The following is a 21,103-nucleotide window of genomic DNA, read 5'->3' as shown; positions in this document are numbered from 1 at the left end:
ATGGACCGATCCTAGGGGCTTATTCGGTGGAATCACGTCCTCGGCCGGAGGCCCAGTCGCGCGCTCCGCGGGCGGCCGAACCGGCCAGGTCGGCGGCGCCGCCACCGACCTTGCGCACCAGGCCGACGAGCGGGTCCTGCGAGTTGGTGAAGCTCTCCCGGTACGAGTTCGCGGCGGCCTTCACGTCGTCGGCGACCGAGGCGTCCCGGTCGTCGTCACGCCGCGGGTAGTCGCCCTCGAGGATCCGGGCGTAATCCCCGGCGTCGATCCATTTACGCAGGTCGGCGGCGCGGGCCACGGGCACCGGATGCGTGCTGCCGAGGGTCATGCCGAACTTGTGGATGCTGTCGCGCAGGTCGCCGCCGCTCTCGTATTCGGCGGCCTGCTCGAGGAACGCGGCCGTGTCGATCTGCGACAGGTCGCCGCCGCCGGCCAGCTTCATCAGCAGCCGCACCGAGGCGGCCGGGTCCTGACCGGCGAGCAGGCCGGCCCGGTCGGCGGAGAGCTCGGCCTTGCGCCACCACTCGAGCATCGCCGCGATGATGCCGCGCAGCGCCAGCGCGCCGATCGGCAGCCAGGCGATGTTCGTCGTCCAGGCGGTGAGGATCATCATGATCGTCTTGTAGACGGCATGCCCGCTGAGCACGTGGCCCAGCTCGTGCCCGAGCACCGCGCGCAGCTCGTCGTCGTCGAGTTTCTCCACCGCCGCCGTGGTGATCACGATGAACGGCTTGTTGAGGCCGATCGCCTGCCCGTTGATGACCGGTGACTGGCTGACGAACAGCTCGGGCAGCTCGGCCACGTCGAGGGCGCTCGCCGCCTCGGTGAAGCGCTGGTAGACGCGAGGGTATTGCCGGTGGTCGACGCGGATCGCCCCGGCCAGGAACTGGAGGCGGAAACCGCGCTCGTTCCACATGCCGAAGAACGCCTTCACCAGGTCGTCGAAGCCGCGCAGCTCACGCAGGGCAGTCAGCGCACCGCGGTCGGCCGGGTGTTCCCAGGCCCGCGAGCTGATCCCGGTCAGCGTGACCCGCCGCCGTACCGGACGGTTCTCCTCGTCGGTCATGTCCCCGCCTTTGCGAAAAAGTCGCCGCCGGTCGCCGCGGCGCCGTCGACGATCAAGTCGGCGGCAGCGGCGGTCTGGTCCTCGGCGAAGTGCCGGTCCTCGGCAGCACGCCACCGCTCAAGGTACGCCCGGAACGCAACGCTGTCGTCGCCGTCACGCTCCACGGCCCGCTGAAACCGCAGGTCAGGAGGGGCAACGACGAAAACGGCAAGGCTCAGCTCGGCCCGGATCCCGCGCCGCGCGGCGCTGACCCCCTCCAGGAGTACGGCGGGGGCCGGCTCGATGGTGATCTCGGGTCCGTCGAATGCTCGGCTGACCCAGTCGTACGGCCGGTATGTCGCTTTCGACCCCTGCCGCAGCGGCCCCAGCACCAGCTCCTCCAGTCGCTTCCAGAAGGTGAACTGGTCGTCCCACCCGTCGAGCAGGTCGTCGGTGTGCACGATCGGGGCGCCACCGAGCGCCGCGGCGAGCCGGCCCGCGAAGACCGTCTTGCCGGAACCGCTGGGCCCGTCGATCGCGGCCAGGCGGACCGGGCCGAGCCGCGGCGGCCGCGCGCACAGGGAGGCGGCCAGCTCCGCGAAGGTCTGCTCAGCCACCGGGCGCACCGGGCGGCACGAACGGCAGCCCAGCCGGCGGCCCCTGCTCGATGAGCCGCCACAGGGCGTCCGTGTCCAGGTGCTCCTCGACCAGGTCGCCGAGCACGTCGAGAGCGCGCTCGCGCACGTCCGCGAAGCGGGTGTCCGCCGCCACCACGAACCCACGCCGGCCGGCCAGCCGCGCCGCCGTGGTGAGGAACCGCCGCCGGAACTCGTCGTTCTCGAACGCGCCGTGCCAGTGCGTGCCGAACACGTTGCCGGCCACGGCGCCCTCCGGCCGCCCGTCGGCGTAGTGCAGCAGGGGTTCGGCGTCACCGGCCACGACGTACCCGTGATGGATCTCGTAACCACGCACCGGCGCACCCAGCCCGTCGCCCGTCGCTTCGGCCAGGGTCTTGCGGGCGGCGAACGCGATGTCCACCGGCAGCAGGCCGAGCCCGTCGACCAGGCCGGCGCCGCTCTCCACCTCGTCGTCGATGCGGCGGGCCAGCATCTGGAAACCGCCGCAGATGCCCAGCACCGGCCTCCCGGCCGCCACGTGCCCCCGGATCGCCTCGTCGAGCCCGCGCTCACGCAGCCAGCCGAGGTCGCTGACGGTGGCCTTCGAACCGGGCAGCACCACCAGGTCGGCGTCGGCGATGTCGCCGGGCTCGATCGTCAGCTGCACCCGCACACCCGGCTCGGCGGCGAGGGCCTCGGCGTCGGTGGCGTTGGAGATGCGCGGCAGCCGCACCACGGCGACCCGCAGCCACTCGGCGCCGTGCGGCGGTCCGGGGCGGCCGAGCGTGCGCCCGTAGGCGAGCGAGTCCTCGGCGTCGAGCCACACGTCGAGGTGGAACGGCAGCACCCCGTGCACCGGCCGCCCGGTGGCCGCGGTGATCATGTCGAGCCCCGGCTGCAGCAGGCCCAGATCGCCCCGGAACTTGTTGATGACGAAACCGCTGACCAGCGCCTGGTCCTCCGGACTGAGAAGCGCGACGGTGCCGAAGAGCGCCGCGAAGACGCCGCCGCGATCGATGTCGCCGACCACGATCGCGGGCAGGCCGGCCGCCCGCGCCAGGCCCATGTTCACGAAATCGCCGGCACGCAGGTTGATCTCGGCGGGGCTGCCGGCGCCCTCGCAGATCACCGCGTCGAACTCCTTCCTCAGGTCGGCGAGGGTCTCGAAAGCCGTGCCGGCGAGCCGCGCCCGCATCTCGCGGTAGTTGGTCGCGGTGACCGTGCCGACCGCCTCACCGAGCAGCACGACCTGGCTGGACCGGTCGCTGCCCGGCTTCAGCAGCACCGGGTTGAACCGCACGTCGGCCGCGATTCCGCAGGCCGCGGCCTGCATGGCCTGCGCCCGGCCGATCTCTCCGCCGCGCCCGTCGGCGCCGAGGACGACGGCCGAGTTGTTCGACATGTTCTGCGCCTTGAACGGCGCCACCCGGACCCCGCGCCGGTGCAGCCATCGGCAGATCCCGGCGGTAAGCACACTCTTGCCGGCATCCGACGTGGTTCCGGCGACCAGCAGCCCTCCGCTCATCGCGCGCCCCGACCGGCGGAATCCGACCGGCGACCGGAACGAGGCCGAAGATCGAGCGCGCTCCGCAGAGCGAGGTCGACCCGCCGGGCCGAACCGGCACGCGGAGTAAGAAAGCCTGATTGTTGAGCGGCCCCGAGATCGGGCGCCGATCCGAGGCGCCGAGCCCGGCCACCACGCCGGCCTGCCCGCCCGCTGAACCGAGCGGCATCTCCCCCGCGGACCAGCGCGACTCCCGCCGCGATCAGCGCGGCCGTCGCGCCCACCGCGCCGGAGATCCGCGCTGCCCTCCGCAGATGCACGGGTGATGGTTTGGGGCCGTCGCCCAGGAACGGGCGCACCTCGCTTCGTCCGAAATAGACGTTTCGGCCGCCGAGGCGGACCTTCAGCGCGCCCGCCATGGCCGACTCGCACTGGCCCGCGTTGGGCGACGGGTGGTCGTTCCGGTCGCGCCGCCAGACCCGCAACGTCTCGGCCGGCGTGCCCCCGGCCAGTGGCGACACCGCGATCGTCAGCAACCCGGTCAGCCGCGACGGCACCAGGTTGAGCAGGTCGTCGAGCCGCGCCGACGCCGTGCCGAACTGGGCGTAGCGCGCCGACCGATGCCCGACCATGGCGTCGAGGGTGTTGGCCGCCCGGTAGGCCAGCAGACCGGGCAGCCCGAGCAGGCCACCCCAGACCAGCGGCGCCACCACCGCGTCCGAGGTGTTCTCGGCGACCGATTCGACGGTGGCCCGGGCCAACTCCGGTTCGTCCAGTGTCGACGGGTCGCGCCCGCACAGGTGGTTGAGCCGGCCACGGGCGGACGGCAGATCGTCGGCGTCCAGGTGGCGCGCCATCACCCGGGACTCGTGCCGCAGCGTGCGCCCGCCGAGCACGGTCCAGGTGGCCGCCGCGACGAGCACGGCCCGCGCGGCCGGTCGCCCGCGGGTGGCCGCCGCCCCGGCGAGCCCCAGCAGTGCGGGCCCGCCGACGGCGACGGCCGTGAAGACGGCGCCGGACCGGCGATCCGGCGCGTACACCTTCTTCTCCAGCGCGCCGGCCGCCGTGCCGAAGCCGGCGACCGGGTGGAACCGTCCTGGGTCACCGAGCACGGCGTCGAGCAGAAAGCCGGCGATCAACCCGGCGGCATCCGCCTTGGCCATCCTCGATTTCCCCCTATGAACGGATATTACGGGCGCAGTTCGCACACCCAGACCGGGCAATCCTCCGCGTCGGGCGAAGGCTGGAACGGTACCGGCTCCAGTTGACCCCAGGCGATCGCGCCGGGTGCGCGATCCACCAGAAATTCGGTGACGATGGAGTGCAGGTCGCTGGTGGTCCGGTAGGGCGAGCCGAACGGCAGCTCACCCTGCCCGCACGAGCGGGTCGAGCAGCGCAACTGCCCGGCCTGCTCGTCATGCCAGACGTAGAACGTGGCCGGCCCCGCGAATTTCATGGCCACCACCTGGTCACGAAGCAGCTCTGCCGTCTCCTCGAAGGCGGCCACCACCTCGTCGGCCGTCATGCTTATGCGCTCGTGCGGCGGAGCGCCGAACCAGTTGGTGTTGACGTGCTCGGCGTCCTGGTCGTGCGGCGAGAGCACCAGCGTCTCGCCTGCAATCGCGCGGATCTCCTTCAACAGCACGGGTTCAGTCTGCCCGCCCCACTCGAGGCCGGCCCCACCGGGCACGTCGGCCGGGTGGCCCGATCCGGCGGGACGATCGGGCCACCCTGAACGAGTGAGTGAATCGGCGGGTCAGGCCGCAACCGGCTCCCGCTTCGTGCGGCGGGCGCGCCGCGGGGCGGCAGGCTGTTCCGCGACGAGCCGCTCCACCTCGAGCGTGAGCTCGTCATCGGACGGCTCGGCGGGCTCGGCCGGCTCCGGGAGCTCCGAGGGCCCCACCGGCTCGGCGAAGGTCGGCTCCTCCTCGGCCACGAGCGGCAGCCCGTCGCCGAAGCCGATCGGGGCCTCCTCGGCCGTGACCGGCAGCGACATCTCGCCGCCGATCAGCGCCTCCGACTCGGCGTCCTCGACGGCGCCGGTCGCCTGGGCGGACTTGTTGCGGAAGAACTGGCCCCGCCCGCGGGCCAGGTCGTGGCCGATCGAGAAGGCCTCCATCTCGTAGGCGACGCGTGGGTTGTTGTTCTCGTCGGTCCAGTCGCGGGTGTAGAGCCGGCCCGAGATGATCACCGGGTCGCCCACCGCGATCGACGAGGCGACCCCTTCGGCGAGCCGGCGCCACGCGGTGACTCGGACCCGCAGGTTGTTGCCGTCGACCCAGCGGTTGTTGTCCCGGTCGAAGCGGCGGGCCGTGGACGCGACTCGGAAGTTGGCCACCAGCGATCCGGAGCTGGCGATGCGCCGCCACTCGGGTGCCGTGAGCACGTTGCCCACGACGACGAGGTTGGTATCGAACACTGTTGCCCTCCTGTGTTGGACGGTTGCGAGGGCGAGCATGTCGGCTGCGGCGTACCGAAAGGGGATCTTGATCGGCAGCCTGTGGATTGGGGATATCGGCGCCGGGGCCGTTGGATCTGGTATGACGGCGGCCTACGCGTGGGTAGCCTGGGCTGGTGGAGATCGACGTGCTGGGACCGCCCTATGAGCGGCACACCATCGACCTGGGCAGTGACGACGAGGGGCCGGTGGTCGCGACCCTGGTGCGGCGCCGGGGCGAGCGGCCGAGCCGGCGTGCCGTGCTCTATGTGCACGGCTTCGTGGATTACTTCTTCCAGACCCATCTGGCTGACTTCTTCGTCGAGCGCGGCTGGGACTTCTACGCCCTCGACCTGCGCAAGTACGGCCGGAGCCTGCTCCCGCACCAGACGCCCAACTTCGCCCGCAGCCTCACCGACTACTACCCGGAGCTGGACGAGGCGGCCCGGATCATCCGTGAGGAGGACGGCCACGACCAGCTGCTGGTGGCCGGCCACTCCACCGGCGGCCTGATCACGTCGCTCTGGTCGCATTCGCGGCAGGGCCGCGGCATCGTCGACGGCCTGTTCCTGAACAGCCCGTTCTTCGACTTCAACATCCCCTGGCTGATCAAGCGCCCGCTGATGTCGGCACTGCTGAGCGTCAGCGGCCGCAGCCCCTATCGGAAGATCCCCACGGCCGGTCTGACGGTGTACGGCGAGAGCCTGCACAGCGACCACCGTGGTGAGTGGACATACGACCTGACCTGGAAGCCGGTCGAGAGCTTCCCGGTGACCGCGGGCTGGCTGACCGCGATCCGCCGTGGTCAGGAGCGGCTGCGGGCGGGCCTGCACATCGAGGCCCCGGTCCTGGTGGCCTGCTCCACCCGTACGTTCCGGGGTAAGGCTTGGTCGGAGGATGTTCGCCTCACCGACGCGGTGCTGGATGTGGAGCACATCGCGCGCTGGGCACCGGGCCTGGGCCCGCTGGTGACGGTGGCCCGCTTCGACGGCGGCATGCACGATCTGACGCTCTCCGGCAAGGAAGTGCGGGTGGCCGTGTTCCGCGAGCTGGGCCGCTGGGTGGACGCTTTCGTTCCCGCGCCGGGCACACCGGAGGTCGAGGTGCCGCCGGCGCCGGAGGACAAGGCGGACGACAACCAAACCGCGACGGCTTAGTATGTGGCTGGCCAGCGCTCGTAGCTCAGCGGATAGAGCAACGGACTTCTAATCCGTCGGTCGCAGGTTCGAATCCTGCCGGGCGCGCTTCTCAACCCACGACGGCACAGCGAGGCGGGGGGGGGGGCGGGGGCCCCCCCCCCCCCCCGCGGGGGGGGCCCCCCCCCCCCCCCCCCCGCCTCGTTGCAGTGCTGACCGCCCCAGCGTCAGCACTGCTTCCACTGGAACTGGACAATGGTGTAGACCTCGCCGTCGGAGGCCCGCATCGAGATGTAGCTGCGCTTCGTCGAGGTGCCGGCCGCGACCCGCAGTTCGGTGTTGATGTTAAGGCTGCGGGTGACGCCGCAGGGCGCCCACACCAGGTCGGCGACCTCGGTGATGTCGGTGGACCGCCACGTTCCGTCGTACGGCCCGGTGAACGCGTGGTCGACGTAGTTGTTGTCCGACGAGCCCTGGAAGTAGTAGTTGGCCCGTTCGAGCGCGGTGGCGCCGGACTCGAGGTGCATCTTGCCCCAGTAGTCGGCCCGCGCGATCGCGAAGGTGAACCCCTGCGGAATGTGCACGAGCAGGTTGACCTGGCAGTTCTTCCGGAAGTCGGTGGGGTCGGTGCTGCCGCCGTCCTCGGCCAGGTACTGCGAGTAGCTGATTTTGAAGCCCGTGTTGTCGGACAGCATCGTCGCCGACGCGGTGCCGGCCGGGCAGCCGGAGCCGTTGACGGTCTGCACGTCGAGCGTGACCTGACCACTGGGTGGGGTGAGTGCGGCCTCGGCCTGTGCCGGGCCGGACAGGGTCAGGGCGGAGAGCACGGTAACGGACGCTAGTGCGACCCATCTCGCGCCGGTCAGCCTGAAGGTCATCGGGGTTCCCTCCTCGGCGATCCAAGAGATTAGACATTGATCGATATTGATGAGACGAGCGAATGCTAGCGCCCCGAAAGGGGGCTAACAAGCGTCAATTATTGTAAGTTTGGCTGCTGAACAAAGTTCTGCTCGATCAACTTATCGATATCGCGCGCTCGATCCTGCCCGGATGACGGAAGAAAATCGGAGATTGACGCCTCTCGATGTAATAACTAGCGTGACCCCATCCCGAGAGGTCGCTGGGGCCTTTTCTGGAAGGAGTCCAAATGCGAAAGGCGTTGTACATTTTCTGCGCCATGCTGGGGGTGTTCGCATCGGCCTTGATAGCCGGTCCGGCATCCGCGGTCGGCTATCTCGATCTGCCCGTCCCACCACCTACCGACCGGATCGTCATCGACGTGGTGACGGTCAACGGCACCGGCTGCCCGGCCGGCACCGCGGCGGTCGCGGTCTCGCCCGACAACACCGCCTTCACGGTCACCTACTCGGCGTACACGGCGCTGATCGGGGTGGGCGCGACGTCCACCGACTGGCGTAAGAACTGCCAGCTCAACATCGTCGTGCACGTCCCGAGTGGCTTCACCTACGCGATCAGCAAGGTCGACTACCGCGGCTTCGCCTCGCTGGAAGCGGGCGCGAGCGCCATCGAGCGGGCCAACTACTACTTCCAAGGCCAGTCGCAGACCGCGTACGTGTCGCACACCTACAACGGCCCGTTCGGCGACGACTGGCAGTCCAGCGACGAGATCCCGATCGCGTCGCTGATCTACGCGCCCTGTGGCGCGCTGCGCAACCTCAATATCAACACCGAGCTGCGGGCGATGGCCGGCACCTCCGACCCGAAGAAGACCACGAGCTTCATCTCGATGGACTCGACCGACGGCGCACTGAACACCATTTACCACTTCGCCTGGGCGACCTGCCCCTAATTCACAATTGAATAGACGGATCGCCGACCGGAATTGTTAGTCCGGTCGGCGATCCGTCGTGTCCTCAGGCCGACGCAAGCGCCTCGGTCGGCGCCAGTCGGGCGGCCCGGATGGCCGGATAAAGGCCGGCGATCGCCCCGATCACCACGGTTGCCCCCACCCCGCCGGCAAGCGCCCACAACGGCACCACGGTCGGCCAGCTCTGTGTCGTCGAGTAGAGCCCGGTGACCAGATAGCCGAGCAATACCCCGGCCGCGCCGCCGAGCAGCGACAGCAGAAGCGACTCGGTGACGAACTGGGTGCGCACCTGTCCCTTGGTCGCGCCCAGCGACCGGCGCAGGCCGATCTCCGCCCGCCGTTCCAGCACCGAGATCACCATCGTGTTGGCCACCCCGATGCCGCCGACCAGCAGCGCCACCGCCCCCAGCCCCAGCAGCAACGCGGTGAAGGTGGCGTTCGCCGTCCGCTGCGCGGCCAGCGCGTCGGACGGCCGGGACACCTTCACCTCGTTCGGCTGCTGCGGGTTCGCGGTCGGCGCGAGCACCCCGCGGACCGCCTCCACCTGCGCCTCGACCGCCCGGGTGTAGACCGTGGTCGGATGCCCGTCGAAGCCGAGATAGGTGGCCGCCGCCTGCCATCCGACCAGCGCCGCCGAGTCCAGCTCCGGGGCCAGCGGCACCGGATCGAGCGTCCCGATCACGCTCCACAGCCGGCCCAGCATGAACACGGTGGGCGGGTTGCCGAGCCGCCGGGCCGCGTCCGAACCGAGCACCACCGCCGGGTAACGGGCGGTCGCCGCATTGAGCCAGATACCGTCGGCCAGCCTGGCGCCGACCGTCTTGAGCAGGTCCAACTGGGCGGCGAGAACACCCAGGCCGCCGGTCTGCGCGACCGGGACCCGGTCGGTGCGGTAGACGTGCGCGCCGTCCACCGCGCCGGTCGCGGTCGCCGACAGCACCGGGGCGATCCGCCGGATCATCGACACCGAATCGTCCGGCAGGTTCGACTCCTTGCCGAACATCGTCTGCCCGGGCGTCACCGTCAGCATGTTGGTGCCGAGCGCGGCCAGGGCGCGGTCGAGGTCGGCCTGGCTGGAGGCGGAGATGCCGACGACGGCGGTCATCGCGGCGATGCCGATGGCGATGCCGAGCGCCGACAGCACCGCCCGCAGGGGTCTCGCGCTCAACCCCGTGCCACCTAGCCGGAGCAGGTCCGACGGACGCAACCGTGCCGGGCGCAGGGACATTCAGACCACCTCCCCGTCGCGCATCGGGATCTGCCGCGGCAGGCTGCCGGCGATGTCGTGGTCATGCGTGATGACCAGCACCGTCGTGCCGCTCTCATGCAGCTCACGCAGCAGCTGCACCACCCCGGCCCCGGAGACCGAGTCGAGGTTTCCGGTGGGTTCGTCGGCGAGCAGCACCGCCGGATCCCCGGCCACCGCACGGGCGATGGCAACTCGCTGACGCTCGCCGCCGGAGAGCTCGTGCGGACGGTGGGTGAGCCGGTCACCCAGACCGACCCGGACGAGGGCGGCCTCGGCGCGCCACTCCCGCTCCTTCTTCGGTACGCCGGCGTAGAGCAACCCGTCGGCGACGTTGGCCACCGCGTTACGCCCCGGCGCCAGGTGGAACTGCTGGAAGACGAAGCCGATCCGGCGGGCCCGCAGCGCCGACAACTGCCGGTCGGACAGCGTCGCCACGTCGTGCCCGTCGATCCGCACGGTGCCCTGCGACGGCCGGTCGAGCGTGCCGATCAGGTGCAGCATGGTGGACTTGCCCGACCCCGATGGCCCGACGATCGCGACGAGCTCGCCGTACTCCACGGACAGATCCACCGACCGGACGGCGGTCACGCCACCGGCATAGCTCTTGGTCACCCCGGTCAGCTCGATCACCGGGCCCGGCTGGGCCGGGGCCACCTCGACCATGGTGCTCATGCCGGCATCCCGACCTTCAGGCCGGCGGCCAGGCCCGCGCCGGTGATCTCGACCTTGCCGTCGGCGAACAAGCCGGTCTCGACCGCGACGATCCGGTTCGTGCCGCCGTCGACGACCTGCACGCCGTACCCGCCCTCGGAGAGCGCGAGCAGCGCCGCGACCGGCACGGTGAGCACGTCCTTGCGTTGCGAGGCAGTGAAGTACGCGGTCACCGACGCCTCGTCCAGACCGGCCGGGGCCGGGCCGGAGAAGCCGATCGTGACCTCGATCAGCGTGGTGTCCTCCTGGTCGCCCTGCCCCTGCTGGACGGTCGTGGCGACCTTGACGATCTTCCCGGGGACGGTCTTGCCGTCGGGCATCTCGACCTGCACGGCGGCGCCCTGCTTGGCGAGCCGCTGCGAGTCCATCGTCAGGTCCACGGTCGCGACCAGCGTGGTGCCGGTGTATTTCAGCAGCTCGGTGCCGTTCGGTGCGGACGCGCCCTTCTCGGCGGTCACCGAGTCGACCCGGATGCTGGTCGCGGCGTACACGATCTGCCCGGTCGCCACCGTGCCGGTCTCGTCGAGCCCGAGATCGTCCTGCCATTGTTCGACCGCGTCGGCGGTAGCCGACGAATACGTGCTGTCCACGGTGAAGCCGCGGTAGCCGAGCGCCCACAGGTTCTTCTCGAACTGCTTGACGTCCGCGCCCTTCACCCCCGGAGCGAGGGTCCGGTACGCCGGGAGCGCCCCGTAGAGCAGCACCACCGGCTTGTTGTCGATCCGGTAGAGCGGCTGGCCCCGCTTCACCGTCGCGCCGGTGACCGGCAGCCAGGTCACCGTTCCCTCGGCCCGCGACGTCAGCGTCGTCGTGTCGCCGTGCCCGAGCGTCCCGTCGTGGGTCTCCCGGTCGACCAGCGTCTCCTTGCTGATGTCGATCGTCTTGACGCCGGTGCTGCCGGCCGCTCCGGCGCTCTCCGGCGCCGGATCGGGCAGGTTGAACACGATGACCGCGGCGGCCACCGCCCCGGCCGCCACCACGCCGGCCGCGATGCCCGCGGTTCGCCGGGCGCTCATCCGATCTGTCCCACGGTGGTGCCGCCACCCGAATGGTTCTCGGTGTGCTTCTCGCCCTTCGGCGCGTACTGCGCGCACGCCTTCTCGGCCTTGTCGAAGGTCGGGTCGCCGGGCTCGGCGCCCAGCTTGGACGCGTCGATGGCGAGCTCGCCGTTCGGGTCGGGGTCCGGGAAGTTCGGGATGCCGTTCTCCCGCATGCACTTGGCCATGTTGCGGGCCGCTTCGAGCTGCTCGGCGCTCAACTTCGGCGGCTCGCCGCCGTTCGGCAGGAACTTCTTGCACGCCTCCTGCGCGGCGTCCATCTTGGAGTGATCGGTGCCTTTCGGCTCCAGCACCGACATCTTCCCGTCGACCGGGTCGGGGAACCAGGTGATGCCCTGGTCACGCATGCACTGCGAGAAGTGCAGCATCGCGTCCGGGTCCTCCGAGGCGGTGGCACTGGCACTGGGTTTGGCAGTGCTCGTCTGCGCGCTCGCCACCTGCGGATCGTTCGCCCCGGCGCCCCCGCAGCCGGCGAGCCCCAACCCTCCGGTTCCGGCGAGCCCCAGCGTAAGAGCGAGCACCGCGACCGTCCGTGTTCGCATGGTCGTCCGTCTCCTGACCGGCGGCCGGGCGGCCGCCACGGAACGAAGTACAGCGATGGACGGGTTTCCTGGCCGTCACGGAAAATCGTGACGCCGAATTGACGCCCGCGCGCGGCACGATAGGTGCATGCGGATCCTGGTGGTCGAGGACGAGCCACTGCTGGCCGACGCGGTGGCGCAAGGCCTGCGCCACGAGGCGCACGCGGTCGACGTGGCGTACGACGGCGCCGCCGCGCTGGAACGGGTCGGCGTCAACGACTACGACGTCGTGGTGCTCGACCGCGATCTGCCGGCCGTGCACGGCGACGAGGTGTGCCGGGCGATCGTCGAGAAGGGCGAGACCCGGGTGCTGATGCTGACCGCGGCGGCCGGGATCGACGACCGGGTCACCGGACTGTCCCTGGGCGCCGACGACTACCTGCCGAAGCCGTTCGCCTTCCGCGAGCTGTCCGCCCGGGTGACGGCCCTGGGCCGACGGTCCCGCCCGGCCGCGCCGCCGATCCTGCGCCGGGCCGGCATCAGCCTCGACCCGCACCGGCGCGAGGTGCACCGCGACGGGCGCTACGTGCCGTTGTCCCGCAAGGAGTTCGCGGTGCTGACCGAGCTGCTGCGCGCCGACGGCATCGCGGTGTCAGCCGAGGTGCTGCTGGAGAAGGCCTGGGACGAAAATGCCGACCCGTTCACCCACGCCGTACGCATGACGATCCTGAAATTGCGCCGCAAACTGGGCGAACCGCCCGTGGTGCTCACCGAGCCGGGAGTGGGGTACCGAATCCCATGAAGCTGACCGTCCGCGCACGGCTGACCCTCGTCTACGGCGGCCTGTTCCTGTTCGCCGGCATGGTGCTGCTCGCCGTCACCTACGTCCTGGTGCAGGAACGGCTGCCGATGGCGGTGTCCGGCGAGCTGTCCTTCAGCAAAGTCGGCGACGGGCCGGGCGGCGCGGCGGCGCCCCAGACGGTGCAGAAGATCGTCGAAGGGACCCAGACCACCGCTCTGCACACCCTGCTGACCCAGGGGCTGATCGCGCTGGCCGTGGTGGGCGCGGCCGCGATCGCCCTGGGCTGGCTGATCGCCGGCCGGATGCTGCAGCCCCTGCACCAGATCACCGCCACCGCCCGGCGCATCGCCACCGCCCCGGACGCCGATCGCGGGCTGCACGAGCGCATCGGCCTGACCGGCCCGACCGACGAGATCAAGGAGCTGGCCGACACCTTCGACGTCATGCTGGCCCGGCTGGACCATTCGTTCGACGGGCAGCGCCGCTTCATCGCCAGCGCGTCGCACGAGCTGCGCACCCCGCTGACCCTGAACCGCACCCTGCTGGAGGTGGCGCTGGCCCCGGAGGACGCCCCCGCGGAGGTCCGCCACCTCGGCACCACGCTGCTGGCCATCAACGACCGGCACAGCCGGCTGATCGACGGCCTGCTCCTGCTGGCCCAGTCGGACCGCCCGGTCTCCGAGCGTTCCTATGTGGATCTGGCCGACATCGTCGACCACGTCGCGGTGTCCGACACGGTGAAGGTGATCGCCGAGCCGGCCGAGGCCGCCGTGGCCGGCAACCCGGTCCTGCTGGAACGCCTGGTGCAGAACCTGGTGGAGAACGGCATCCGGCACAACGTCGCCGAGAACGGCTGGGTCCACGTGCGCACCGGCACCCGCCTCGACGGCTGGGTGGTCCTGGAGGTCAGCAACTCCGGGCCGATGATCCCCCGGTACGAGGTTCCCGGCCTGTTCGAGCCGTTCCACCGTTACGGCGCCGAGCGCCTTTACTCACCCGGCGCCGGCCTGGGCCTGTCCATCGTCCGGGCCGTCGCCAAGGCCCACGGCGGCGAGGCGACCGCGGTGGCGAGAGACGAGGGCGGCCTGATCGTCCGGGTGCTCCTCCCCCGGGCGATCTAACCGGTGCGGAAGTCGGCCGGGGCGACGGCGGAATCGTCGGCGGCCGGCTCCGGGCCCTGTTCGGCGGCCTGTTCTTGCTCGGCGGCCTGTTCTTGCTCGGCGGCCGGTTCCTGTTCGGCGGCCGGGACCGTCGTGCGGCGGGCCAGGCCGATCACGCCCAGGGTCATCACGACCGCGGCCAGCGCCACCACCACCCGGCCGGCGGTGCCGAAGCGGAAGCTCTCGCCGAAGACGATCACGCCGGCGACGGCGGCCACGATCGGGTTGGCGACGCTCACCGTGGCCAGCGGGGCCGCCAGGCCGGCGCCCCGGTAGGAGAACTGGCTCAACAGGTAGCCGCCCGCGCCCAGCAGCCCGACCATGGCCACCAGGAGCAGGGACATCGCTTCCACGCCGCCGGCGGTGAAGTCGGCCATCACCGCCTTGGTCAGCACCGAGGAGACGCCGAACGCCACGCCCGCGGCGGACGCCAGCAGGATCCCCCGGATGCGCGGAGCCGTCACCGCGGCGACGACCACCAGGGCCACCACGGCGAACAGGGTGGCCAGATAGATGTAGTGGGCGTCGGTGTCGGACAGCACGGCCGGCTCGTCGGAGTCGACCGACAGCGACATGATCAGGGCGAGGCCGGCGACGGTCAGGCCGGCGTCGATCCAGGCCGGGATGCTGATCCGGGTGCGGTACCGCAGGGCCGAGATGGGCAGCGCGAACAGCAGCGTCAGGGTGCCGAGGGCCTGGACGACCGCGACCGTGCCGAAGTTGAGCGCGACGACGTGCAGACCCACGCCGCCCGAGGTCAGCAGCAACGCCACCGCCCAGCGACCCAGGCCACGCTGGCCGTTCTTGGCCAGGCGCTCCTGGGCCACGGCCGCGGCCGCGTAGCTTGTTGCCGACAAAACGGACAGCACCACAGCCCACCCGAGCGACGCCATAACCACCCCCTTTCGAGCTTGCCCTATCGACCCCGGTCTCAGCTTCCCTATTTCCCCCGATCTTGGCCTCATCCCAGGGGTGGAGAAACCGGGACGACAGGTAACGCGGGAAGCTGACACGATCGAGTGCATGACGGAGACGGCGAACACCCGGATCGGCTGGCTCGACCTGCCGGCGGCGGTTCGCTCCCGCATCGAGGGCATCATCGGCGGCGGGGCGGTGACCGAGGCCGTCTCGCAGCGCGGCGGCTTCTCCCCGGGCACCGCCGACCGGGTGCGCACCGAGCGGGGCGCCCGGGCGTTCGTCAAGGCGGTGTCGCCGGCGCTCAACAGCCGGTCGGCCGAGCTGGCCCGGATGGAGATCCACGTGAGCGAGTCGCTGCCGCGCACCGCCCCGGTCCCCGAGCTGCTCGGCGCGTTCGACGACGGCGACTGGGTGGTCCTGGTCATGGAGGACGTCGACGGCGCCCCACCGCGTACACCGTGGGTGGCCGTGGAATTCGACGCGGCCCTGGCCGCGCTGACCGAGCTGGCCGCCGCGCTCACCCCGTCGCCGGTCCCGGGCCTGCCCACCACGGCGGAACGCCTCGGCGACGACTTCACCGCCTGGGAGCGGATCGCCGTCGACCCGCCCGCCGACCTCGACCCGTGGCTCGCCGGGAAACTGCCCGAGCTGCGGGCCGCCGCGAAACGGTCCCTGGAGATCCTCGGCACCGGCGACACGCTCACGCACTGCGACATCCGCGCCGACAACATGCTGGTCCGCAGCGATGACGGCGCGGTGATGATCGTCGACTGGCCGTGGGGGTGCGTCGGGCCCGGCTGGGTCGACCGGCTGCTGCTCGGCGCCGACGCCTACGTGCACGGCGGCGACCCGGCGCCGGCCCTGCACGGCATCGACCCGGCCGTGGTCACCGATTTCCTGGCCGGCATGTCCGGCCTCTTCGAGTTCGTCCACCGCCTGCCGCCGCCCCCGGCGATCCCGGCGGTGCGCGACTTCCAGCGCCGGCAGGCCGAGGCCCTGCGGCCCTGGCTGCGCGAGCGCCTCTGATCCGGCGCTGCCGGAAATACGTAGTGGATCCCGGGTCGTTACGGCCATCGCACCAGATGGGAGGTCCGGCACACCTGCCCGGACCGCACCCGGCCGCGCATTAGGCTGGGTGTTTCTGGGCTTCGGCGTTGCGGCCCGGCGGCCGAAAACATCTCACACGGAACGGAACACGATGATCGACCAGGCCAAGGTGCGAGTCCTTCTGTTGGAGAGCATTCACCGCGACGCGGTGACCCGGCTCGAAGCCGCGGGATACGAGGTCGAGTCCGTCAGCAACGCCCTGGACGAGGCCGAGCTGATCGAGCGGATCGCCGGTGTGCATCTGCTCGGCATCCGGTCCAAGACCCGGGTGACCGCGAAGGTCCTCGAGGCCGCGGACAGTCTCGTCGCGGTCGGCGCGTTCTGCATCGGCACCGACCAGATCGACCTGCTCGCCGCGTCGTCGACCGGCATCGCCGTCTTCAACGCGCCGTTCTCCAACACCCGCTCGGTGGTCGAGCTGGCCATCGCCGAGATCATCGCGATGACCCGGCGGCTGACCGAGAAGAACACCCTCATGCACCAGGGGGTGTGGGACAAATCGGCGGACGGCGCGCACGAGATCCGCGGCCGCCGGCTCGGCATCGTGGGTTACGGCAACATCGGCACCCAGCTGTCGGTGCTCGCCGAAAACCTGGGCATGCACGTGTCGTTCTTCGACACCGCCGACAAGCTCGCGCTGAGCAACGCCCACCGCTGCGCCTCCCTCGAGGAGCTGCTGGAGACCAGCGACGTGGTCACCCTGCACGTCGACGGCCGGCCGGGCAACCTCGGCTTCTTCGGCGCCGAGCAGTTCAAGCGGATGAAGCCGGGCGCGCTGTTCCTCAACCTCTCGCGCGGCATCGTGGTCGACCACGTCGCGCTGCGTGACGCCCTGACCGGCGGGCACATCGCCGGCGCGGCCGTCGACGTCTTCCCGAAGGAGCCGAAGGGCCGCGGCGACGAGTTCGTCTCCGAGCTGCGCGGCCTGCCGAACGTCATCCTCACCCCGCACATCGGCGGGTCGACCGAGGAGGCGCAGTCCGACATCGGTGATTTCGTGGCGAACAAGCTGGCCCACTTCATCACCGACGGCAACACGACGCTGAGCGTCAACCTGCCGTCCGTGGCGCTGCCCGAGCAGGACGGCATGAGCCGCATCGTGCACGTCCACATCAACACCCCGGGCGTGCTCGCCAAGGTCAACAGCATCCTGGCGCAGCACTCGGTCAACGTCGAGGGCCAGCTGCTGAGCACCCGCGGCGAGTACGGCTACCTGATCACCGACATCGGCGGCGACTACAGCGACGAGGTGCTCGACCAGCTGCGCAACATGGAGCAGACGGTCCGCCTGCGGGTGCTCTAGAGGCCGGGTGCTCTAGAGGCCGGGTGCTCTAGAGGCGAGGTGGAGCCGGCCGGTCACCCGGCCGGCTCCGCAGCCTCAGGCGCTCTCGACGGTCAGGGACGTGATCCGGGCGGCCGCGGTGACGTCGTACCGGTTGGCGACGTTCCAGCCCTTCGGCGTCAGCGTCGACCCGGCCACCACGTCCTTGAGCGTCCGTGACCCGGCCACCACCGTCTGCGCGCCGCCGCCCACCTTGATCCGCACCGGGTTGTCGGCCGGCGACTTCAGCACCAGCGAATCAACCGCGCCATTGATCTTCACCGGAACGGTCCCGCTGGGCTGCGACAAGGTCAATTGAGCGGTACGCATACCCGCGACCATCTCGAGCCCGCTGATCTGCCCGCCGCTGAGGTCGATGACCTGCTTCTCGGCGTACCCGGAGAAGCGCAGCGCCCAGCGCACCTTGGCCGCCAGGACCACCTCGATCTCCCCGCCGGTGCCGTCGCCGTCCTTGCTGACCTGCAGCTTGACGTCGTCGTTGCGGATCGTCGGGTTGGGCAGGATGCCGGCATCGTCCGGTGTGGAGATCCGGTAGAGATCGTCGCCGAGCTCGCCGATCGTCACGTGCACCGTGTTGACCCCGGCGAGCAGCTCGAAACTGGCCTTGGTGCGGTTGTCCAGCGGCGCCGACGCGGTCCGCTTGCCGGTGTCGCCCGCACCCAGTTGGAGCACCGAGTCGAGCTTCTCGTCGGAGCCGGAGAAGTACATGACGCCGACGATCGAGCCGGCGACCAGCACGATGGCGCTGAGCACCACCATCGCGACGGTCACCCCACGTGACTGCCGTGGCTGGCGCTCGGGGGCGGCCTCCCGTTCGTGGTGAACGATCTCGCGAGGGGCGGGCCGGCGGCTCGCGAACTCGCCGGAGGGGGCGCGCAGCGCGCCCGCACCCGGCGCCCGGTCCAGCGTGTCCAGGCCGGGCGTCAGCCGGGCAGGCGGCGGCCAGTTCGAGGAGGCCGGCGCCGATGCCGGCCAGTCCGCAGCCGGCCAGTCCGCGGCGGGCGGCGGCGATGTCGGCCAGTCCGTGTCGGCCGGGGGCGCCGGCTGCCAGCTCGCCGGAACAGGCGCCGGTGCCGGCGAAGGGGCCGGGAGCCGCCCGGCGGACGGGGCCTCTTTGCGGCGGATCGGAAGATCGCCGGACGAGAGGCCGGGTTCGGGATCCGGCACGGAACCGGTCGGCGCGCCCGACGTGGGCGCCGACCGCTTCGGCGAGATCGGGCCGTCGCTGAAACCGAACGACGCGCGACCGGACGTTTTGGGCGGAGCGGGCCCGAACGCCGGTTCTGACGGTTCGGCTTCCGCCGGCATGTCGGTGCCGTCGGTGAACCATGATCCGCCGGTGGTCGAATCCACCGGCGGGTGTGCGGGCGGACGGCGGTAGAGGGTGTCACCCTCCCGGCCGCCGCTCCGCCGGGTGTCGAAGGCCGTCGGGTCGGCCACCGCCACATCGGACGCGTCGTCAGCTGCTTCTCGGTCCACAGCGATTTCTCCCCTGTCGCATCGCCGGAAATCCGGCTACCCCGTCAGAGGTACGTATTTGAAGTTCACGCGGTTGAGTGCAAGCAGGAACTACTTAGAGTTACTAGCGACTGGGACGGATCAGGCCGCGCCGGGTGGCGATCGCGACCGCTTCCAGCTGGCTGTGCGCGCCGAGTTTGGCCAGCACCGCCTTCACGTAACCCCGGCACGTGTGCAGGCTTATCCCGAGCCGGCGGGCGATCGCCCGGGCGTCGAGACCGGCCGCCATCAGATGCAGCACCTCGTCCTCGCGGGAGGTGAGCCCGCTGCTGCGCGGCGCGACCGCCGGAGTGGTGCTGCGCAGCAACCGGGCCAGGATGTCGGTGGAGACGGTCATGCCGCCGCCGTGGGCGGTGCGCAGCGCGTTGAGCACGTCGCCGAGCGCACCGTTCTTGGAGAGGAAGCCGGCTGCCCCGGCCGCCGTCGCGCGGCCGACGAGCGCCTGCTCATCGCTCGCAGTGAGGATCACCACACGTGTCTCCGGCTGCCGGACGCGAATCAACTCAGCTATCGCAATTCCGTCCGCATCGGACAGTTCCGGATCGAGGAGGATCACATTGGGCTGCAGCTGTGCGACCAGCTGCAGCGCCTCCGCTCCGGTGCGTGCATGACCCACGTACTCGAGGTCCGGCTGGCCGGCCAGAGCGTGTCCGAGCAGCTCGGCGAACGTCTGGTGGCCGTCGACGACGAGGACGCTGATCGCTTCGCCGTTGTTCATGCGCCACCTTTCAACCGAAGGACCTCGGGAAGTCTAAGGAGTACCAGCTCTCATCTTTGCCCTACCAACAGCCTGCCGCTGCGACGGGGCGGATCCGTTCCGCCGGTACGCCCGACAGAAGGATGAGGCCAAGCGGACGCGATCACCAGTCTTTCGGTTGATCTGCACCCCTCGCGTTGGGGCTTGCCGGTCAACTCTCTCAGACGCAGAGTTTCGATTCATGTTCGACATCCAGCTCTTCGGCCGCATCGAGGTCCGCACCCGCGGCGAACACCTCGCCGGCCGTGACTTCGGCGGGGACCGCCCGCGGCGGCTCCTTGCCCTGCTCGCGCTGCGTGGCGAGGCCTCCATCTCGGAGCTGGCCGAGCTGCTGGGCACGAGCAAGAAGTCCGTTGAGGCCGACTTGTCGGTTCTTCGGAAGCATCTGGAACCGGGCGTCAGCTCGCGCGAGTCGGTGATCGGCATCAATCGCGGCCGCCTGCGCCTCGACCCCGACCGGGTCCGGGTCGACGTGGCCCGTTTCGAGGAGCTGATCGCCGCGGCGCGCGGCCGGTCCGCCGAGCGCGCCGCGAAGCCGCTGAACGCGGCCGCGTTCCTGGCCACCCGCCCGCTGCTGGAGGACGAGGACGCCGGCTGGGCCGCCGAGGCCCGCAGCGAGTACCGGGCGAAGCTGATGATGGCCCAGCGCGCCGAGGCGACCCCGGTCAACTGAGCGCCGCCTGAGAAATCGGCGGCGCGCGGGCGCGCGGAGGCGCAAAATCGCCGGGTGCCGACCGCCCTGACGCCTGTCCCGCTCGCCCCGGAGATCTCTCTCTACCTGGAGAATGACCGGGTCGGCCTCTTCGATCTCACCGGCGGCGAGTTCCGCAGCGACGAGCCGCCGCCGTTCTGGGCCTTCGTCTGGGCCGGCGGCCAGGCCCTCGCCCGCTTCGTCCTGGACCATCCGGAGACGGTGGCCGGCAAACGCGTGCACGATCTGGCCACCGGCTCCGGGGTCGCCGCCATCGCCGCCGCCAAGGCCGGCGCCGCCCAGGTCACCGCCACCGATCTCGACCCGGCCGCGGCGGCGGCCGCACGCCGCAACGCCGCCGCCAACGACGTCACGGTCGGTGACACCCCGGACCGGCCCGAGGTGATCCTGGCGGGCGACGTCTTCTACAGCCCGACGGTTGCCGCCCAAATGACCGGAATTCTTCGCGAGGCCCGCCGAAATTCCGCGGAAGTCCTGGTTGGTGACCCCGGACGGGGGTACTTCCCAGAACGGCTCTTCACTGCGCTGGCCGAGTACGTCGTGCCGGTCCCGGCCGCGCTGGAGGAAGCCGAGTCGCTCGCGACCAGGGTCTGGCGGATGCGATGAGCGTCACTCTCCGCGGGCGGTAAACCGAGATGCTTTCATCACGCAACCAGTTGTAGGCTGCATGCATTAATCAAG

Annotated in this window: 22 protein-coding genes and 1 tRNA gene; 9 read left to right on the top strand and 14 right to left on the bottom strand. The window is 70.7% G+C overall.

All coding sequences use genetic code 11. The features are described 5' to 3' along the window. Nucleotides 1-19: 19 nt before the first annotated feature. The 6 genes from AB0E90_RS21805 to ssb form a co-directional block, all read right to left on the bottom strand. Nucleotides 20-1,066, bottom strand: a complete 1,047-nt coding sequence (locus AB0E90_RS21805; RefSeq protein ID WP_360408291.1) for a M48 family metallopeptidase — start codon at nt 1,064-1,066, stop codon at nt 20-22. Next, nucleotides 1,063-1,662 (bottom strand): hypothetical protein, encoded by a 600-nt coding sequence (locus AB0E90_RS21800; protein WP_360408288.1) that lies wholly within the window; start codon nt 1,660-1,662, stop codon nt 1,063-1,065. Before AB0E90_RS21800 ends, AB0E90_RS21805 begins: the two co-directional genes overlap by 4 nt. Continuing rightward, the gene (locus tag AB0E90_RS21795) at nt 1,655-3,187 is read right to left on the bottom strand and encodes a cobyric acid synthase (RefSeq protein ID WP_360408285.1); all 1,533 of its coding nucleotides are present in this window, start codon (nt 3,185-3,187) and stop codon (nt 1,655-1,657) included. The genes AB0E90_RS21800 and AB0E90_RS21795 overlap by 8 nt, the downstream gene beginning before the upstream one ends. Beyond that, on the bottom strand, nt 3,184-4,329 hold the full coding sequence (locus AB0E90_RS21790; RefSeq protein ID WP_360408283.1) for a cobalamin biosynthesis protein: 1,146 nt from the start codon (nt 4,327-4,329) through the stop codon (nt 3,184-3,186). Before AB0E90_RS21790 ends, AB0E90_RS21795 begins: the two co-directional genes overlap by 4 nt. 26 nt (nt 4,330-4,355) lie before the next feature. Beyond that, nucleotides 4,356-4,811 (bottom strand): hypothetical protein, encoded by a 456-nt coding sequence (locus tag AB0E90_RS21785; RefSeq protein WP_360408280.1) that lies wholly within the window; start codon nt 4,809-4,811, stop codon nt 4,356-4,358. Between the two features lie 111 nt (nt 4,812-4,922). Then, complete coding sequence (gene ssb / locus AB0E90_RS21780) at nt 4,923-5,585, bottom strand: single-stranded DNA-binding protein (RefSeq protein WP_360408277.1); 663 nt, start codon at nt 5,583-5,585, stop codon at nt 4,923-4,925. A 155-nt stretch (nt 5,586-5,740) separates the two neighbouring features. On the opposite strand from ssb, the gene AB0E90_RS21775 reads away from it, so the two are divergent. Beyond that, nucleotides 5,741-6,760 carry an alpha/beta hydrolase gene (locus tag AB0E90_RS21775; protein WP_360408274.1) on the top strand — a complete coding sequence of 340 codons (1,020 nt, stop codon included), beginning with the start codon at nt 5,741-5,743 and terminating at the stop codon, nt 6,758-6,760. A gap of 14 nt (nt 6,761-6,774) precedes the next feature. Further along, nucleotides 6,775-6,847: transfer RNA gene (locus tag AB0E90_RS21770), tRNA-Arg, on the top strand. Between the two features lie 119 nt (nt 6,848-6,966). On the opposite strand, the gene AB0E90_RS21765 is transcribed toward AB0E90_RS21770, so the two are convergent. Then, nucleotides 6,967-7,566, bottom strand: a complete 600-nt coding sequence (locus AB0E90_RS21765) for a DUF4360 domain-containing protein (protein WP_360408271.1) — start codon at nt 7,564-7,566, stop codon at nt 6,967-6,969. 350 nt (nt 7,567-7,916) lie between these two features. On the opposite strand from AB0E90_RS21765, the gene AB0E90_RS21760 reads away from it, so the two are divergent. Next, nucleotides 7,917-8,549, top strand: coding sequence for a DUF4360 domain-containing protein (locus AB0E90_RS21760; protein ID WP_360408495.1), 633 nt, complete (start codon nt 7,917-7,919; stop codon nt 8,547-8,549). Nucleotides 8,550-8,613: 64 nt separating this feature from the next. Here the strand turns inward: AB0E90_RS21760 and AB0E90_RS21755 are convergent, their stop codons facing one another. From AB0E90_RS21755 to AB0E90_RS21740, 4 genes are read right to left on the bottom strand one after another with little or no spacing between them, the layout of a single operon-like run. Then, nucleotides 8,614-9,795, bottom strand: coding sequence for an ABC transporter permease (locus AB0E90_RS21755; RefSeq protein WP_360408268.1), 1,182 nt, complete (start codon nt 9,793-9,795; stop codon nt 8,614-8,616). Continuing rightward, nucleotides 9,796-10,446, bottom strand: a complete 651-nt coding sequence (locus AB0E90_RS21750) for an ABC transporter ATP-binding protein (RefSeq protein WP_360408492.1) — start codon at nt 10,444-10,446, stop codon at nt 9,796-9,798. It abuts the gene before it with no gap. Between the two features lie 38 nt (nt 10,447-10,484). Beyond that, nucleotides 10,485-11,543, bottom strand: coding sequence for a peptidoglycan-binding protein (locus AB0E90_RS21745; protein ID WP_360408265.1), 1,059 nt, complete (start codon nt 11,541-11,543; stop codon nt 10,485-10,487). Then, nucleotides 11,540-12,127 carry a hypothetical protein gene (locus AB0E90_RS21740; RefSeq protein ID WP_360408262.1) on the bottom strand — a complete coding sequence of 196 codons (588 nt, stop codon included), beginning with the start codon at nt 12,125-12,127 and terminating at the stop codon, nt 11,540-11,542. Before AB0E90_RS21740 ends, AB0E90_RS21745 begins: the two co-directional genes overlap by 4 nt. Nucleotides 12,128-12,254: 127 nt before the next feature. On the opposite strand from AB0E90_RS21740, the gene AB0E90_RS21735 reads away from it, so the two are divergent. Further along, nucleotides 12,255-12,908: a response regulator transcription factor gene (locus tag AB0E90_RS21735; RefSeq protein WP_360408259.1), complete on the top strand. Its 654-nt coding sequence runs from the start codon at nt 12,255-12,257 to the stop codon at nt 12,906-12,908. Then, nucleotides 12,905-14,029 (top strand): ATP-binding protein, encoded by a 1,125-nt coding sequence (locus tag AB0E90_RS21730; protein ID WP_360408256.1) that lies wholly within the window; start codon nt 12,905-12,907, stop codon nt 14,027-14,029. The genes AB0E90_RS21735 and AB0E90_RS21730 overlap by 4 nt, the downstream gene beginning before the upstream one ends. On the opposite strand, the gene AB0E90_RS21725 is transcribed toward AB0E90_RS21730, so the two are convergent. Then, on the bottom strand, nt 14,026-14,961 hold the full coding sequence (locus tag AB0E90_RS21725; protein ID WP_360408253.1) for a DMT family transporter: 936 nt from the start codon (nt 14,959-14,961) through the stop codon (nt 14,026-14,028). The genes AB0E90_RS21730 and AB0E90_RS21725 overlap by 4 nt on opposite strands. 130 nt (nt 14,962-15,091) lie before the next feature. Between AB0E90_RS21725 and AB0E90_RS21720 the strand changes: the two genes are divergently transcribed. Both AB0E90_RS21720 and serA read left to right on the top strand, forming a co-directional pair. After that, on the top strand, nt 15,092-16,012 hold the full coding sequence (locus AB0E90_RS21720; protein WP_360408250.1) for a phosphotransferase: 921 nt from the start codon (nt 15,092-15,094) through the stop codon (nt 16,010-16,012). Nucleotides 16,013-16,184: 172 nt separating this feature from the next. Then, the gene (gene serA / locus AB0E90_RS21715) at nt 16,185-17,396 is read left to right on the top strand and encodes a phosphoglycerate dehydrogenase (protein ID WP_360408247.1); all 1,212 of its coding nucleotides are present in this window, start codon (nt 16,185-16,187) and stop codon (nt 17,394-17,396) included. A gap of 75 nt (nt 17,397-17,471) precedes the next feature. Here serA and AB0E90_RS21710 read toward each other — a convergent pair whose 3' ends face one another. Beyond that, a complete protein-coding gene (locus AB0E90_RS21710; protein ID WP_360408244.1) occupies nt 17,472-18,914 on the bottom strand; it encodes a hypothetical protein in 1,443 nt (480 codons plus the stop codon). A gap of 103 nt (nt 18,915-19,017) precedes the next feature. Further along, entirely contained in the window at nt 19,018-19,671 is a 654-nt protein-coding gene (locus AB0E90_RS21705) for a response regulator transcription factor (RefSeq protein WP_360408241.1), read from the bottom strand. Between the two features lie 220 nt (nt 19,672-19,891). Between AB0E90_RS21705 and AB0E90_RS21700 the strand changes: the two genes are divergently transcribed. Then, complete coding sequence (locus AB0E90_RS21700; protein WP_360408238.1) at nt 19,892-20,383, top strand: hypothetical protein; 492 nt, start codon at nt 19,892-19,894, stop codon at nt 20,381-20,383. Between the two features lie 54 nt (nt 20,384-20,437). Further along, on the top strand, nt 20,438-21,028 hold the full coding sequence (locus AB0E90_RS21695) for a 50S ribosomal protein L11 methyltransferase (RefSeq protein WP_360408235.1): 591 nt from the start codon (nt 20,438-20,440) through the stop codon (nt 21,026-21,028). Nucleotides 21,029-21,103: the final 75 nt, after the last annotated feature.

Origin of the sequence: Actinoplanes sp. NPDC026619 (assembly GCF_040638295.1) — a bacterium.
GTDB lineage: Bacteria > Actinomycetota > Actinomycetes > Mycobacteriales > Micromonosporaceae > Actinoplanes.
Note: the sequence above shows the minus strand (reverse complement) of the source record. Positions and strands in the feature narration are given on the sequence as shown.

Bases quoted from the DNA above. Each gene is read 5' to 3' on its own strand.
- AB0E90_RS21805 (WP_360408291.1), bottom strand. From the start codon at position 1,066: ATGACCGACGAGGAGAACCGTCCGGTACGGCGGCGGGTCACGCTGACC.
- AB0E90_RS21795 (WP_360408285.1), bottom strand. From the start codon at position 3,187: ATGAGCGGAGGGCTGCTGGTCGCCGGAACCACGTCGGATGCCGGCAAG.
- AB0E90_RS21790 (WP_360408283.1), bottom strand. From the start codon at position 4,329: ATGGCCAAGGCGGATGCCGCCGGGTTGATCGCCGGCTTTCTGCTCGAC.
- AB0E90_RS21760 (WP_360408495.1), top strand. From the start codon at position 7,917: ATGCTGGGGGTGTTCGCATCGGCCTTGATAGCCGGTCCGGCATCCGCG.
- AB0E90_RS21755 (WP_360408268.1), bottom strand. From the start codon at position 9,795: ATGTCCCTGCGCCCGGCACGGTTGCGTCCGTCGGACCTGCTCCGGCTA.
- AB0E90_RS21745 (WP_360408265.1), bottom strand. From the start codon at position 11,543: ATGAGCGCCCGGCGAACCGCGGGCATCGCGGCCGGCGTGGTGGCGGCC.
- AB0E90_RS21740 (WP_360408262.1), bottom strand. From the start codon at position 12,127: ATGCGAACACGGACGGTCGCGGTGCTCGCTCTTACGCTGGGGCTCGCC.
- AB0E90_RS21735 (WP_360408259.1), top strand. From the start codon at position 12,255: ATGCGGATCCTGGTGGTCGAGGACGAGCCACTGCTGGCCGACGCGGTG.
- AB0E90_RS21730 (WP_360408256.1), top strand. From the start codon at position 12,905: ATGAAGCTGACCGTCCGCGCACGGCTGACCCTCGTCTACGGCGGCCTG.
- AB0E90_RS21725 (WP_360408253.1), bottom strand. From the start codon at position 14,961: ATGGCGTCGCTCGGGTGGGCTGTGGTGCTGTCCGTTTTGTCGGCAACA.
- AB0E90_RS21720 (WP_360408250.1), top strand. From the start codon at position 15,092: ATGACGGAGACGGCGAACACCCGGATCGGCTGGCTCGACCTGCCGGCG.
- serA (WP_360408247.1), top strand. From the start codon at position 16,185: ATGATCGACCAGGCCAAGGTGCGAGTCCTTCTGTTGGAGAGCATTCAC.
- AB0E90_RS21705 (WP_360408241.1), bottom strand. From the start codon at position 19,671: ATGAACAACGGCGAAGCGATCAGCGTCCTCGTCGTCGACGGCCACCAG.
- AB0E90_RS21700 (WP_360408238.1), top strand. From the start codon at position 19,892: ATGTTCGACATCCAGCTCTTCGGCCGCATCGAGGTCCGCACCCGCGGC.